Origin of the sequence: Clostridium frigoris, assembly GCF_018861865.1 — a bacterium.
Classification (GTDB): domain Bacteria; phylum Bacillota; class Clostridia; order Clostridiales; family Clostridiaceae; genus Clostridium_AD; species Clostridium_AD frigoris.
Genome location: NZ_JAHLDV010000035.1, coordinates 24,916 through 38,454, shown reverse-complemented (window position 1 = coordinate 38,454; position 13,539 = coordinate 24,916). Strand labels below are relative to the sequence as shown.

The window sequence follows — 13,539 nt, the reverse complement described above, 5'->3', positions numbered from 1 at the left end:
GATAACAAAACTAATGTTTCATTCCTTTTAGATATATTTTCACTTTTCAAAGTACAATTTAAATCTTAAAATTTTCAATCTAGTTTTTTCATAGGTTAGTTAACACTATCAGATTTCTCATTATATCTATTATTTCTTCCATAGATAAATTCAGTATTTTACTTTCCTTTAAAATTTCTTTTAATTTTTCTTCTAAAATTTTCATTTTTTTCGTGCGGAGTAATTCCTTATTTTGCCCTGATACAAATGACCCTTTACCAGTAAGAGAAACAATGAAGCCTTCCTTCTCTAATTCTTCATAAGCTCTCTTTGTAGTAATTACACTAACTTGAAGATCCTTTGCTAAATTTCTCATAGATGGAAGTGCATCATTTTCCTTTATTTCACCAGAAAATATTAGGCCTTTAATCTGATCAATAATTTGCAGATATATAGGATCATTTGATAAATTTGAAATTATAATAGTAATGTCCATATCTTATCTCCTACCAGTTTCGTTTAATAAACTCTTTATTTAATTTAAAAGAGTATAATGTATATATACTATATATACATTATTTAAAGTCTTTTGTCAATGATATTAAGTACAAACTATTAATGTATATGATACTGATATACATTGATTTAAAGAAATTTTTATTACTGTTGGTGTGATTTAGAGAAATGTTGGTGTGAGTTTTAGATTAAAGTCATAATTAATAAGTAAAAATAACTCAATACCAATTAAGTATTGTAAATATATTTAATTTTTGGTAATTATGTTATAGTTAAATATATATTTTATGTGGAAGTAAAAATTTATAAATAATTTAAAAAGGAGGATTTTAATGAAAAATAGAAATGAATTATTGAAAACTTATATTCCAATTGCAATTTTTGGATTTCTATGCTTAACAAGTGTAGGTTTGACTAATGTTGTTGGATTAAGCTTAACTATTCTTTTTTCAATATTGTATTTAGTTATTGAAAACAAAAGTAAAATGGAAGACATCAGATTTATTCCAAAAAATATTTTAGCTGATATAAAAAAATATTGGTGGTTAATTTTGATTCCTGTTGTTTCGAGTATTGTATCAATTAGTTTGTTTAAATTTGTCCTACCAGAGGTCTACTCGTACTTATATGCTTCAGACACAAAACCGATGTTATCATTTGGTAAATTGTTTTTACAGATACCTCAGTTATTGATTTTAGCATTTGCTGAGGAAATAGCATTTAGAGGTTTTTTCCAGACTAAGCTTTGCAATATTACAAAACCAATTTGGGCTATCATCATTACTTCATTATTTTTTGCCATAGTAAATTTTTCGGCTGTACCCATTTCAAGTCTTATTTATATCTCGTTTTTTATTTTTATAGATAATATTATTTACGGTGTGATTTATCAAAGAACTAAGAATATTTACTTGTGCACTATTTCACATTTTTTAGCAAATATCATTGAAACATTTATTTTATTCTTTTACTTGTTTTATTAAGATACTCTAAGGAATATCTATATGAGTTTAAAACATTGCCTCAGCATGTAAAGACCTTTTTACATTTGGTTTTTTGCAATAATAAAGTACGTTAAATAAATAGGTTTGATTTCATCTGAGTTACTTTCACTTTAATTCTATTAGCCATTTCAAAAAAATTTTTAATATGCTTAATTTATAGTAAACATGGTATGATAGATATATATTATTAGTCGAAATTGTATAAAAGCATTCATTAAAAACAAGTTAAAATGAGAAGGAGATGATTAAATATGGCTGAGAAAAATAATAGTAATAAATATTATTATATGAGTCTCGGAATTCCATTTGGATTAATGGCAGGCACTATATTTGGAACAATTTTTGACATGGTAGCTATTGGCTCTGGACTGGGTATGTTTCTTGGGATGTTTATAGGTTTTTTAATAGATTATAAGAAAAATGATATAAAAGAAATATACTTAATTAAAATTATAAAAATCGTATCAATAGCAGTTATAGGTGTAATTCTTATACTGTCTTTGCCTTTGCTAACTTCATTGATATGATCATTTTCTCATTGTGTTCAAGACTACTACTTTATTAATGTGCCATTAAAGCTACTTAACAGATCATTTAATCCCAATCTGTCTGTACTCATACCAAGTTACATCCTCATCACTAAATATCTTCACTAACTCTAAGCTATTATCTTTACAATACTTCTCTATTTCCTGTGGTTGTTTCTTTAGTCCGATTCCCTTTTCTACTTGGGTAGAAGTTGAAACTCTTACGTATCCAAATGCCTTCTCCATGTTCAACACCCCTTCAATTCATTTTCATATTCTTATATATATTATTATTGTATTTTGATTTATTTTAAAATACGCATCTATTTAAAATTTAACCACCCTTTAAGTTTAAACCACCAGGCCATACTGATGCCTATATAAATAGGTCCTTCATTCAAGGCACTCTCAGGAGTACTAATTTTTCTCCATACTTCATCAAATTCAGCCAAGTGAGTGTTATGAAAGGAAACTATAAACAGAGTAGTTAATACTTAGAAAAAGTTAAGTATAGCAATGACAAATATCCAGATTTATTTATAAAATTTTCATAATAAGTAATTAATTGTTTATTAGATATTATATCATAAAAAAATGCACAGGTAGCATTATTATTCCATTTAGCATATATGATTCATCATAAATTATTATTTTCTTATGTATTGACACAAGTATAACTATATTACTAGATATGGTTTTACTTTATTAAGTAATAACACCTCTTTATTAGTATCCTTATTGCTACAACTAATAAATCCATTCATAAGATTCGGCCCATCATCTATAATTATGGAATGCTTTAAAAATAAATCTTCAAAAACATTCTTAAAATTTGTAAAATCACTTTGGATTCTTTAACTGTACAATCTCGTCGTTTGAAGAAGGATTCATCATAATATATTTTTTCTCACCATTATTTGTAACAAAAGAAAAATAATAAAATCTATGTGGCACAAATGTATCTTTGATATTATTGGATCTAATTAGTATACTATTATCGGAATATGATTCAAATTCAACAAAATGATCTAATTCATTTTTATATTTGTTCTGTACAATAGTTTTAGCTTCAACATAAGTATACTTTGGCAACAACGCAAAAGATACAATAATTAAGAGAATATTAATTGTTACTATTTTCTGTATTATTTTTTTTGGGTTCTTGCTAGATAACTTATTATAAAAAACAGACTGCAATATTAAGAATGATAAAATATATGTAGTCGGAAATATAGAAGATCCTATAAAGAATTTTTTTATAATGAATAACATCATAGTTAATTCAATTGCTCCAACGATGGTACCGATTATTTTTAATTTCATTATTAACACCTTCCTTATTTCTTTCATTTATTTTCTTAATTTATGATAATTATGGTATTATTAAATATATATTATTAGTCTAAATTATATAAAGTTTGTACTTGCTTTTAAGACTTCTATAAATTATAGAACTATTACATATTATTCAAAAAATCCTAATCTTGTTATAAAAGGATTTATTATCATTAGTACGAATGACAATAATACCATTTTACTGAAAACATTTCTTAGGATTCTATTTAATTTAGGATAACTTGTTTTACTGCTATAATTTCCTATGGTTAAAAAAGCTAATGTAACAGCAACATCTATAATTTTAAAATATAGTGCATTTGTTATTCCAACTTGTTTCATAAAAAATGAACCTAAATAAACATCTCCTATTGTAAGCGCAAGTAATATCCCAACAACTACGACACCAATACTAAATATAGATATAAGTTTTATAATTGTAAACTCATTACCAATATTAGTCATATCCGATTCTTCAGTATCTTCTACATCCTCATACTTATGCTTATAATAGGCATAGCAAGAATGATTAATAATAAACATTAATAATATTATTATAGTACATAATTTATAAGCCTCTATTGGATATATATAAGTAATTAAAGCTAAAATTCCAATCAAAACAAAGATGATATTAATTGCAAGTTCGGATGATTTTTGACTTATCTCAAAGAATCTTTCATCATAAGTTTGTTCAAAGCGTTTTTTACCATTATTATTTTTATAGGTATTCCTATTTGGGAAATATGTTATTAACCCCGCTATAATAAATCCTAACCCTATAGCAAACATTAAATTATTATTAAAATAATATTTACTTGAAAAGACAATTGGTAATCCTAAAACAATTTCAAATATAGACATATAATATCGTAGTACATAATTTTTTGCGAATTTTTCCATGATTCATTCCTCCTCAAAGATAAATACCTTTTCAATTACTGTATCAAAAAACTTAGCAATTTTATGAGCAAGTAATATTGATGGATTATATTTTCCAGTCTCTAATGAATTTATTGTTTGCCTTGAGACAACAAGAATGTTTGCTAATTCTTGTTGTGTTAATTCATTTTTTTCTCTTAAAAATTTAACTGTATTTCTCAATTTTATCTCCTTTTATCTAGCTTCCTTTACACCTATTATATAATTTATTATTTGTTTATCAAGCTAACTTGACAAACAATGCTTTTTAAAACTAAATAAAATACCGAGAATAAATAAATCATTATAATAATTTAATTGTGTTTGTTATGGTAATGATTAGCAAACATATAAGAAATAATCATGATAGTTGGCATAATTGCTACTCCTACAAAAACACCTAATAAATCATCATTTTCAGTAACTCCTATGGCAACTGCTAATAATAAAGTTAAAACAATACTAATATTAAATGTGATTTTATAGGTACTGCTTTCAGTTTTAAGTATAACTAATTTTTTTCTTTCATCATCGTCCTGAGCATCCTCTTTTGCACACTTACTATCTAGCCCCCTATATATTTGCGAAATACCAATTAATGCACAAATAATAGCGAATAAAATACTCTTACCATTTCTTATTGAATTCATATCATTCCAATTATTTACCAATAGTATAATATAGACAACTGCTAATAAAAGAAAAAAAACACCACTCCAAAACCCTTTTTTATTATATATTTTTTTATTCATTTTTTAAATTTCCCTCCAAATCATATAATTCATCTATCTTATTTCTATAATATTTTATACAGCCTTATAACACAAGATAAAAAGCATGAACCATCTGTTTGGTGACATAAAAATAAATATATAACTACTTAACACTATAGGGTAGTAGGTATGATATATATCGCAAAATATACTTTATACTTTACCTCACTTTAAAAATTAAAGAGTGGTTACTACTATTGATTTTATACGTTTTTTCTTATAAACAAAAAACAATGTATAAGCACAAATGCACATAATCACGCAAGTTATAAATGCAACTGGTGTTGAAATATCTGCTGTCTTTCCAATAATTACGTTTGCTCCTGCAGCAGTTAGATCGCCAAACATAGCAAACACTGATAAAAGAGTTGCCCTGTCAGTAGTCCCTATAGTTCTATTTTGAATATCTAAAACCATAGGTGAAATTATTGCTGCACTGCCACATATAATAATTATTGAAAATATAGTTAATACATAATTGGATGTAAATACAAGTGTTGTACAACATGCAGTAATAATTATATATAAAATTTGAATACTTCTATCTGTACCAAACTTAATACTGAATTTATAAGATTTAATTGAGATTAATCGGACTATTTGCATAACAACTGCCAATATACCAAAAAATTTAATGTTTATTCCACTTCGAAGATATTGTGATTGATTTAAAAATACACTTACTACTTGAACTACTTCATTTATTAAGGCAAAAGAAATTACCAACATTATAATACTTTTGTTTTTGAATGCTGTTAATAAACTCTGCTTAAATTTAGGCTTTTCTTTGATCTTAACATCAATATCTTTTAAAAATAAAGTTAATACTGCTGCTATACCATAAGGTATAATAGTCCAAAATGCAGTAGTATCCATGGATTGTCTAATAAGTATTGAAAACATAATCGAAGCTATTAAATAACCACCAGTTGAAAATGCATTATATCTCCCAAATATTTTTTCACTTTCCTCTTTCTTAATTGACGAATATATTAGAGCAATATCACAACCTGAAATTCCGGCTAAAGATACTGATAATAGTACTCGTTCTAAAAAAAACATCCCAAAACAATTTGCTTTATAGAAAACTATTTTCGATATAAAAAATATAAAATTTGAAATAACAAGTGTTCTCTTGTATCCAAATCTATCTGCAAACCAACCCCATGGAACTTCAAAAATAATCATTAGTATCCATGATATAGCCTCTATTAAAAACATACTAGACAAAGATAGGTTTCTGTTTTGCCTATACAATGTGGCAATAGGGCCATAAAAGACGAACCCCTGTAGGAATACAATCATGTACATTAAATAAACGTTTAGTTTTTTATTGATTTTTAATACACCTCCAAAGTTACACGACGAAAAAACTTGCTACTTTATTGTGTATTAAAACCTAAAACCCGCTTATATTACTCGAGTTGTTAATCTGTAATACTATACCAAATGATGAATTAAAATACAACTAATAACAATGAAATAAGACCAACATTATACAATATTAAATTATATATTAGATATATCTAATCCGTTTTTGTAATATATATAAATATGAAGCTATTAATTATTTAGTACAATTCTTTAAGGGGGCGAATTATATGAAAAAAATAGAGAATTTTACCCCAGAGCAATTGGTTGCGCTATCATCCGCAATAGGGATTTTACTTAGTCGTAAGTTTAGTATTACCGAAAGAATTGTTATAGCCAGTTTTATTTCTGGTATATCTCAGTCAATTTTTATAACTGTAGCTGATGAAAATCTCATAGAAAGTTTAGATAATAATAATCAATCTGAAAAGAATAAAAATAGTAATTTAAATAGCAGTATTGAAGATTTACACAAAGAGATAGATGAGTTAAAAAAGCATATTAAACATTTAGAAGATAATATGAACTTTTAAGTCCTCCTAAAACATTCCTGTTGTATTCATTAATAATCACTTCCTAAACTAATTTCATCCAGAAGTAAAGACATGCTATTCTTTAGTTATAAAATTATCCTTTGAATAAGACTAAGTTAGCCAATATAACGTTATTTTTGGTTTTATTGCCTATTCCCTAAAATTTGATATTTTAGGTGGCACCACATATTTACATTGTTCTACCGTTTAAAGTTGAACAAATTTTTATATAGAATTTGTATTATTAATAGTATAATTAAGTAAATACTTTATGAAAGAAGGAAAAAGCTATAATGAGACTTTTAATTATTATAATAGTAGCAATTGTATCTTATATTATTTTTTTGAAACCAATGGCTAAAAATTATTATTTTATTTGCAATAGTTGTAATAACAGATTTAAGGTGTCACCAATAAAAATGGCTACTACCACTACTGTACCAAATTTTTATAAACATAAATTAAAATGTCCTTTTTGTGGGAATAAAAACTATATGAAACAAATAAAAGAAGAATAGTCTTTATAAAATCATCTAAAGTTCTGATGATAAAATTAATACTCGTTGATAAATCTTATATTTTATCTGATTATGAAGAATTAGAGTCTGATATATTTGATTCAGAAAAAGTTGAGGATATAAAAAAATATTTATAGTAAAACAAATGAAACAGCTATGAGAAAATTCATAGCTGTTTTTTAAATATATAAAGGAAAAACTAGAAATTTATGGTATAGTAGAAGTTAATTGTACATGATGGTTAGTACTACAGGAAGAATAACTTCAAATATAAAAAGTATGTTAAATTTCAGTACTAACTTACATGTACTAGACTAAAAAAAAAGGAGCATAACCTATGGTAAATTCAATTGTATCATGCAAAAAAGATTTCAATTATCACCATGGAAGTGGATTAAATTTGTCAATATCTAAGGGTGATACAGCAAAAATATTCATATACGGAAAAAATATTGTTAGTATTGACATGTTATCTTGTGTAGATAGCAAATCAGATGGATATAGATTAACATTTTTACCGCAAGAATACACTGAAAGCTTCTAGGTAGTTATATAGAAATATTTATACAAATTTTATAGTAAAAGCATACTACAAATGATACTTATTTTATAAATAAATTTAAAATACCTAATTTTTAAATCAATTACTTATTTTGCTTTACATTCTATATTATAGTAATATATATGTATTACTATAATATTAAAGAGGTGCCTCATGGAAATACAAATAATAAAACGCAAAAAGTCTGTGAAAACTATTATAATTTCTTTTTCTATTCTGTTCGCTTTATATTTAAGTGTATCGATTTATTTTAACAATCGTTTCTATCTTGGTTCAGTAATTAATGGTGTTAATGCATCTGGTAAAACTATAGATCAGGTAGATAAAGATTTATCATCAAAATATGCAACGTATACACTTGAACTTAAAGAACGGGGAGGTGTGAACGAGCAAATTAAAGGTGCTGACATTGGACTTAAATATAATTCAAATGGTAAAATTCAAGTGTTGGAAGACAATAAAAATTCTTTTGGCTGGTTTTATGAGATATTCAACAAAAAAAACTATGAAATAGCCGGCTTAGTGACATATGATGAAAAACTATTAAAAACACATTTTGATAAGCTCTCTGCTTTCGATAGTAAAAAAATTATTGAGCCCCAAAATGCTAACTTTAAATATTCGGATGCTGGCTATGTAATTGTAAAAGAAGTTTTGGGAAATAAAATAAATAGTAAGCAATTATATGCAAATATGGTAAGTACTATTCTAAAGGGAGAAACACAAGTAGATTTAGAAACAAAAAATAGTTATATAAATCCAAAATATACTTCAACTTCAAAAGAAGTTCTAAATACTAAAACTTTACTTAATAAGTATATATCATCAAACATTTCTTATACCTATGCTGGAGGTAAATCAGTTATAGATAAGTCTGTAATAAACAAATGGCTTAAGGTTGACAATAATAATGCAATTATATTTGATCAAGATACTATAAAAACTTACTTAAGTGAATTAGATAATCATTATGAAACTTATGGCAAGGAAAGAAGATTCACTACCTCTTTAGGAACAACCTTAAATGTCAGTGGCGGAGATTTTGGATGGAAAGTAGAACGAGCAGGAGAAGTAGGTGATTTAATTGTCTCTATAAAAAATGGAAAAACCATAGCAAAGGAACCCCGTTATACTGAAAAAGGTTTAAATCATGATCTTAATGATATAGGAAATACTTATGTTGAACTTAATCTTACAGCACAGCATTTGTGGTTTTATAAGAATGGTAACCTTATTACAGATGGGGACGTCATTACTGGTAAACCAACTAAAGATCGTATAACACCAACAGGTGTTTATAAACTAAAATATAAAGCAAAAAATGCAACATTAAAGGGAGAGGGTTACAGCACTGCTGTCAGTGTTTTTATGCCTTTTAATGGTGGAATTGGTATACATGATGCAACTTGGCAAAGTAAATTTGGAGGACAGCTATATCTTACAAAAGGTTCTCACGGTTGTGTAAATTCGCCACCTGCACTAGCTCAAAAGATATATGATAATATAGATGCCGGTACTCCAGTTGTTTGTTATTAACAGTAGTTTAATAGTAGTAAGCATCAACTATTACCCATATTTCTATGATCTTTATAATATAAAGCTCTAATTAAAATATTTTTTTATTATCTCAAGTATCCCCCTATCATTCATAGATATGGGGGTACTTGATTTAATTTCATAACAACATTTTCTTATATACATACTTATTTGAGTTAAAAAGTTATATTTTATTATGCTTTTTAATATACATTATACAAAATAAATAAAATAGGTGGTGTATTAGGTGTCAGTAATCGAAATTAAAAAAGAAACTCCAAATAATATTAATGAGTTAGTTAAAATGGCAGATGATAAAACCAATTGGAGAAAAAGACTTGAAGCAGTAAATGAATTGAAAAATTGGAAATGTCAAAAATCGCGAGATGTATTAACAAGATTAGCAATGCATGATTTAGTATTTAAAGTTAAAGAGGAAGCTCTCCGGGCTACTCAATCCTTAGGCATAACTAAGAATGGTAAACGGTTAAAACTCGGCAAACCAAAGGCTCACTTAATAAAAGACATAAATAAAAAACTATATAATGTAGATAATGAAATAAACGAAAGTTTTGAAATAACTAAGTTTAAAGAGAAATTTAAGAAACTTTATCCTGAACCATATGATGTATATGAAGGAGATAAAGGAAACAGTTTTGATGAATGGATTTTAAATGTTTTAAAAAATAAACCCAAAAGCAAGCCTACAAACAAATAATTATTATCTAGAATATTTAGTAGAATAAAGCGAGGCAAAGTATAAATTATACTTTGCCTCGCTTTGATGATTTTCAAATTAAAAAGTGGTTACTACTAGTCAGATATAATACTAATGAATTGTGAATATACTTAATTTATGGTAATTATGGTATAATAAAATACAGGCGTCTTTTAGCGAAAAATATACTCTAAGCTCTAGAATAGTCTATTAATATTCGCTACCAGTATCCCCTATTCATTACTAGTATTAATTTAGAGGGTAGCAGTTAGTTTTTTTAAAATGGATAAGAGGTGGTGCAATTATGGAAACAGAGGTATCAAAGTCAGCAATAAGTCCAATAAAAAAACGCAAGAAAATTGTTTTATGTATTATAATTTCTTTTTGTACCTTGCTTATTATATACTTTGGGATGGTAATATATTTCATGAATCATTTTTATTTTGGTTCTACAATAAATACCATTAGTGTTTCGGGGAAAGTTGTAAAGGATGTAAATGAACAAATGGCATCTCAGATTAAAATATATCAGTTAAAAATAAAAGAACGAGGCGGTATAAATGAGAAAATTAAAGGAGAAGAAATCGGCTTAACGTATAATATGAATGGTGAAGTTAAGCAGTTTAAGGATAAACAGAATCCTTATAAATGGATTTCAGCAGTTTTTAATCCAAAAGATTCTAAAATGATAGTAGGAATTAAATATGACAAAAATTTATTAAAAGAACAAGTGGATAACCTCTCTTGTTTGGATAGCAGTAAGTCAATTGAACCTAAAAATGCTAGCTATAAATATACGGATAATGGTTATGTAATTGTCAATGAAATCATTGGAACCAAAATAAATAAAGGAAATAAAGACATTTTATATAATTTTGTGAATGATGCAGTTAGTAAAGGTGAAACAACAATAGATTTGGAGTCAATTAATTATTATGTTAAACCACAATATACTTCAAAATCTCCAAAGGTCATTGCCACAAGGGACAGGCTTAACAAATATGTATCTTCAAAGATTACATATACTTTTGGAAAAGCTAAAGAAATTTTAGATGGTTCTACAATAAATAAGTGGGTTACAGTTGATGAGAATAGTGAAGTAACATTTAATGAAAAAGAAGTCGAAATTTATATGGATGCACTTTCCAGTAAATATAATACAGTTGCTAAGATGAGAAGTTTTGTTACATCATCAGGAAAAGCAATTAATGTTGGTGGCGGTACTTATGGCTGGGCCATTAATAAGGTTAAAGAAACCCAAAATTTAATTTCGATCATAAAAAGCGGGAAATCTATAGCAAAAGAACCTACATATTATCAAACTGCATTATATCATGGCAAGGATGATATTGGGAATACCTATGTAGAAATAGATCTTTCAAAGCAACATTTATGGTTTTATAAAAAGGGAGTGCTGATAACACAAGGGGATGTTGTTACAGGTAATGATGGATCTGAGAAGACTAGAACACCAGACGGCATTTATATGGTCAATTATAAAGAAAGAAACGCAACTCTTAAAGGTGAAGGTTATGCTTCTCCTGTGAATTTTTGGTTGCCTTTTAATGGGAACATAGGAATTCATGATGCAGGCTGGCGAGATACGTTTGGGGGGAACCTGTATAAGACAGGCGGATCTCATGGTTGTATAAATTCACCATACGAATTAGCAAAAACAGTATTTGATAATATAGAGAAGGGTACTCCCGTTGTTTGTTATTATTAGTAGATAAATTTTTTATTTAAAAACTTCTATTGTGCCTAAAACTAGCACAGATAACCACAAATACAGTGTTTTCTACTTTGGTAATTTATCATATAATTTTGTTTTATTTTTAATAAATATGGTAAAATAAAAGATATCAGTATATAAAGGGAGTATTCTAATGATGAAAAAAATTAAGTTGTTTCAACATGGTTCAATAGGGACCTTAATGACCGGATTATTTGAAGGAAGCTTATCAATTAAAGAATTATTAAAACATGGAGATATGGGTATTGGAACATTTGATGAATTAGATGGAGAACTTATTGTGCTTGATGGAATAGCTTATCAATCACGTCAAGATGGTGTATTTTCTATTGCTAGTAATGATCAAAAAGTTGCTTATGCACTGGTTGGTAGCTTTCAAAAAGATGAGACAATTACCTTTAATAACAGATTATCTGCAGCTAAGGTAAAAGAAAAAATTTTAACACATTTGGACAGTAGAAATACTTTTTCCATGTTTAGAATTGATGGAGAATTTGAAAATGTTCATGTTAGGACAGTTGTAAAACAAGAAAAACCTTATCCAAGATTAATTAATGCGACTAAAGATCAACTAGAATTTAGTATTGATAAATGCACAGGTACTATTGTTGGTTTCTACATTCCAGAATTGTACTTAGGAATATCAGGTTCAGGCTTTCATCTACACTTTATTAATAATGAAAAGAATTTGGGAGGACACTTATTAAATTTTACACTGAACTATGGTAAAATTAAATGTCAGATAGCAGAAAATATAGATCTCCATTTTCCTTTAAATGATTCTAATTTCATGAAAAAAGAATTTAATTATGGAAATTTAAAAGATGAATTTTCTTCTTCAGAAAAATAAATTTTATTCAATCTAAAAAAAAACCGTTTAAGATAATATTATATTATCTTAAACGGTTTTTTTAAATTAATCATTATTTATTTATTAATTTAATTATTTCATCAACACCCTTCTTGTACCCTCCCGCTTCTCTAAGTGATTTGCCAATCTTTTCACTATTTATTCTAAAGCTATTATCTGTTAGAATCTTACCTACAGACTGCTTTAATGCCCCTGGCGTAACTTTATCTTTTTCAATAACAATACCTGCACCGAGCTTGGCTACTCTCGCTGCTACAAAAGGCTGATCTGCAAATTGAGGGATAAGAATCAATGGAACACCATAATACAAACCTTCATTCGTACTGTTCATACCACCATGGGTAATAAACACATCTGCTTGTTTTAAAATTTCAAGTTGAGATACATAATTACTAACAACAAAATTTGATGGTATATCTTTAAATGAACTAATATCTATATTTCCACCTACAGACATAATAATTTTTACATCCATATTGCCTAAAGCTTTAAAACAACTTTCATAAAACTCAATGGAGTTATTAAATATAGTACCTAAAGATATATATATAATTTTCTTTTGTTATATATCTTTATATATACCTATTCATAAAGTTTTTTATAGGCGTTTCTCGAATATAAA

At 26.9% G+C, this 13,539-nt stretch carries 16 protein-coding genes and 1 pseudogene; 9 read left to right on the top strand and 8 right to left on the bottom strand.

What is annotated here, in order from left to right; all coding sequences use genetic code 11:
• Positions 1-88 precede the first annotated feature (88 nt).
• Positions 89-475 (bottom strand): GntR family transcriptional regulator, encoded by a 387-nt coding sequence (locus KPL37_RS13690; RefSeq protein WP_246578286.1) that lies wholly within the window; start codon positions 473-475, stop codon positions 89-91.
• A gap of 352 nt (positions 476-827) precedes the next feature.
• Here KPL37_RS13690 and KPL37_RS13685 point away from each other — a divergent pair, with 352 nt between their 5' ends.
• Entirely contained in the window at positions 828-1,478 is a 651-nt protein-coding gene (locus KPL37_RS13685) for a CPBP family intramembrane glutamic endopeptidase (RefSeq protein ID WP_216150252.1), read from the top strand.
• Positions 1,479-1,750: 272 nt separating this feature from the next.
• On the top strand, positions 1,751-2,026 hold the full coding sequence (locus tag KPL37_RS13680; protein ID WP_216150250.1) for a glycine zipper domain-containing protein: 276 nt from the start codon (positions 1,751-1,753) through the stop codon (positions 2,024-2,026).
• Between the two features lie 63 nt (positions 2,027-2,089).
• On the opposite strand, the gene KPL37_RS13675 is transcribed toward KPL37_RS13680, so the two are convergent.
• From KPL37_RS13675 to KPL37_RS13650, 6 genes are all read right to left on the bottom strand, one after another.
• Entirely contained in the window at positions 2,090-2,272 is a 183-nt protein-coding gene (locus KPL37_RS13675; protein WP_216150248.1) for a recombinase family protein, read from the bottom strand.
• Positions 2,273-2,866: 594 nt separating this feature from the next.
• A complete protein-coding gene (locus KPL37_RS13670; protein ID WP_216150247.1) occupies positions 2,867-3,349 on the bottom strand; it encodes a hypothetical protein in 483 nt (160 codons plus the stop codon).
• 141 nt (positions 3,350-3,490) lie between these two features.
• Entirely contained in the window at positions 3,491-4,264 is a 774-nt protein-coding gene (locus tag KPL37_RS13665; protein WP_216150246.1) for a DUF2178 domain-containing protein, read from the bottom strand.
• Positions 4,265-4,267: 3 nt separating this feature from the next.
• Positions 4,268-4,465, bottom strand: coding sequence for a helix-turn-helix transcriptional regulator (locus KPL37_RS13660; RefSeq protein ID WP_216150245.1), 198 nt, complete (start codon positions 4,463-4,465; stop codon positions 4,268-4,270).
• A gap of 131 nt (positions 4,466-4,596) precedes the next feature.
• On the bottom strand, positions 4,597-5,034 hold the full coding sequence (locus KPL37_RS13655; protein ID WP_216150244.1) for a DUF2178 domain-containing protein: 438 nt from the start codon (positions 5,032-5,034) through the stop codon (positions 4,597-4,599).
• Between the two features lie 198 nt (positions 5,035-5,232).
• On the bottom strand, positions 5,233-6,366 hold the full coding sequence (locus KPL37_RS13650) for an MFS transporter (RefSeq protein ID WP_216150243.1): 1,134 nt from the start codon (positions 6,364-6,366) through the stop codon (positions 5,233-5,235).
• A 290-nt stretch (positions 6,367-6,656) separates the two neighbouring features.
• Here KPL37_RS13650 and KPL37_RS13645 point away from each other — a divergent pair, with 290 nt between their 5' ends.
• The 7 genes from KPL37_RS13645 to budA all read left to right on the top strand — a co-directional run bounded on the left by KPL37_RS13645 (position 6,657) and on the right by budA (position 12,896).
• Positions 6,657-6,959, top strand: coding sequence for a hypothetical protein (locus KPL37_RS13645; RefSeq protein ID WP_216150242.1), 303 nt, complete (start codon positions 6,657-6,659; stop codon positions 6,957-6,959).
• A gap of 293 nt (positions 6,960-7,252) precedes the next feature.
• Positions 7,253-7,477, top strand: coding sequence for a hypothetical protein (locus tag KPL37_RS13640; protein WP_216150240.1), 225 nt, complete (start codon positions 7,253-7,255; stop codon positions 7,475-7,477).
• Positions 7,478-7,814: 337 nt separating this feature from the next.
• Complete coding sequence (locus KPL37_RS13635) at positions 7,815-8,021, top strand: hypothetical protein (protein ID WP_216150239.1); 207 nt, start codon at positions 7,815-7,817, stop codon at positions 8,019-8,021.
• 171 nt (positions 8,022-8,192) lie between these two features.
• On the top strand, positions 8,193-9,575 hold the full coding sequence (locus KPL37_RS13630) for a L,D-transpeptidase family protein (protein WP_216150237.1): 1,383 nt from the start codon (positions 8,193-8,195) through the stop codon (positions 9,573-9,575).
• Between the two features lie 247 nt (positions 9,576-9,822).
• Positions 9,823-10,293: a HEAT repeat domain-containing protein gene (locus tag KPL37_RS13625; protein WP_246578285.1), complete on the top strand. Its 471-nt coding sequence runs from the start codon at positions 9,823-9,825 to the stop codon at positions 10,291-10,293.
• A gap of 304 nt (positions 10,294-10,597) precedes the next feature.
• Positions 10,598-12,019, top strand: coding sequence for a L,D-transpeptidase family protein (locus tag KPL37_RS13620; RefSeq protein ID WP_216150235.1), 1,422 nt, complete (start codon positions 10,598-10,600; stop codon positions 12,017-12,019).
• 160 nt (positions 12,020-12,179) lie between these two features.
• Positions 12,180-12,896, top strand: a complete 717-nt coding sequence (gene budA, locus KPL37_RS13615) for an acetolactate decarboxylase (RefSeq protein WP_216150233.1) — start codon at positions 12,180-12,182, stop codon at positions 12,894-12,896.
• Positions 12,897-12,969: 73 nt separating this feature from the next.
• On the opposite strand, the pseudogene KPL37_RS13610 reads toward budA, so the two are convergent.
• Positions 12,970-13,479, bottom strand: a pseudogene (locus KPL37_RS13610) (nucleotide disphospho-sugar-binding domain-containing protein); the annotation flags it as partial.
• Between the last annotated feature and the right edge of the window lie 60 nt (positions 13,480-13,539).

Bases quoted from the DNA above. Each gene is read 5' to 3' on its own strand.
- KPL37_RS13690 (WP_246578286.1), bottom strand. From the start codon at position 475: ATGGACATTACTATTATAATTTCAAATTTATCAAATGATCCTATATAT.
- KPL37_RS13685 (WP_216150252.1), top strand. From the start codon at position 828: ATGAAAAATAGAAATGAATTATTGAAAACTTATATTCCAATTGCAATT.
- KPL37_RS13680 (WP_216150250.1), top strand. From the start codon at position 1,751: ATGGCTGAGAAAAATAATAGTAATAAATATTATTATATGAGTCTCGGA.
- KPL37_RS13675 (WP_216150248.1), bottom strand. From the start codon at position 2,272: ATGGAGAAGGCATTTGGATACGTAAGAGTTTCAACTTCTACCCAAGTA.
- KPL37_RS13670 (WP_216150247.1), bottom strand. From the start codon at position 3,349: ATGAAATTAAAAATAATCGGTACCATCGTTGGAGCAATTGAATTAACT.
- KPL37_RS13665 (WP_216150246.1), bottom strand. From the start codon at position 4,264: ATGGAAAAATTCGCAAAAAATTATGTACTACGATATTATATGTCTATA.
- KPL37_RS13655 (WP_216150244.1), bottom strand. From the start codon at position 5,034: ATGAATAAAAAAATATATAATAAAAAAGGGTTTTGGAGTGGTGTTTTT.
- KPL37_RS13650 (WP_216150243.1), bottom strand. From the start codon at position 6,366: ATGTACATGATTGTATTCCTACAGGGGTTCGTCTTTTATGGCCCTATT.
- KPL37_RS13645 (WP_216150242.1), top strand. From the start codon at position 6,657: ATGAAAAAAATAGAGAATTTTACCCCAGAGCAATTGGTTGCGCTATCA.
- KPL37_RS13640 (WP_216150240.1), top strand. From the start codon at position 7,253: ATGAGACTTTTAATTATTATAATAGTAGCAATTGTATCTTATATTATT.
- KPL37_RS13635 (WP_216150239.1), top strand. From the start codon at position 7,815: ATGGTAAATTCAATTGTATCATGCAAAAAAGATTTCAATTATCACCAT.
- KPL37_RS13630 (WP_216150237.1), top strand. From the start codon at position 8,193: ATGGAAATACAAATAATAAAACGCAAAAAGTCTGTGAAAACTATTATA.
- KPL37_RS13620 (WP_216150235.1), top strand. From the start codon at position 10,598: ATGGAAACAGAGGTATCAAAGTCAGCAATAAGTCCAATAAAAAAACGC.
- budA (WP_216150233.1), top strand. From the start codon at position 12,180: ATGATGAAAAAAATTAAGTTGTTTCAACATGGTTCAATAGGGACCTTA.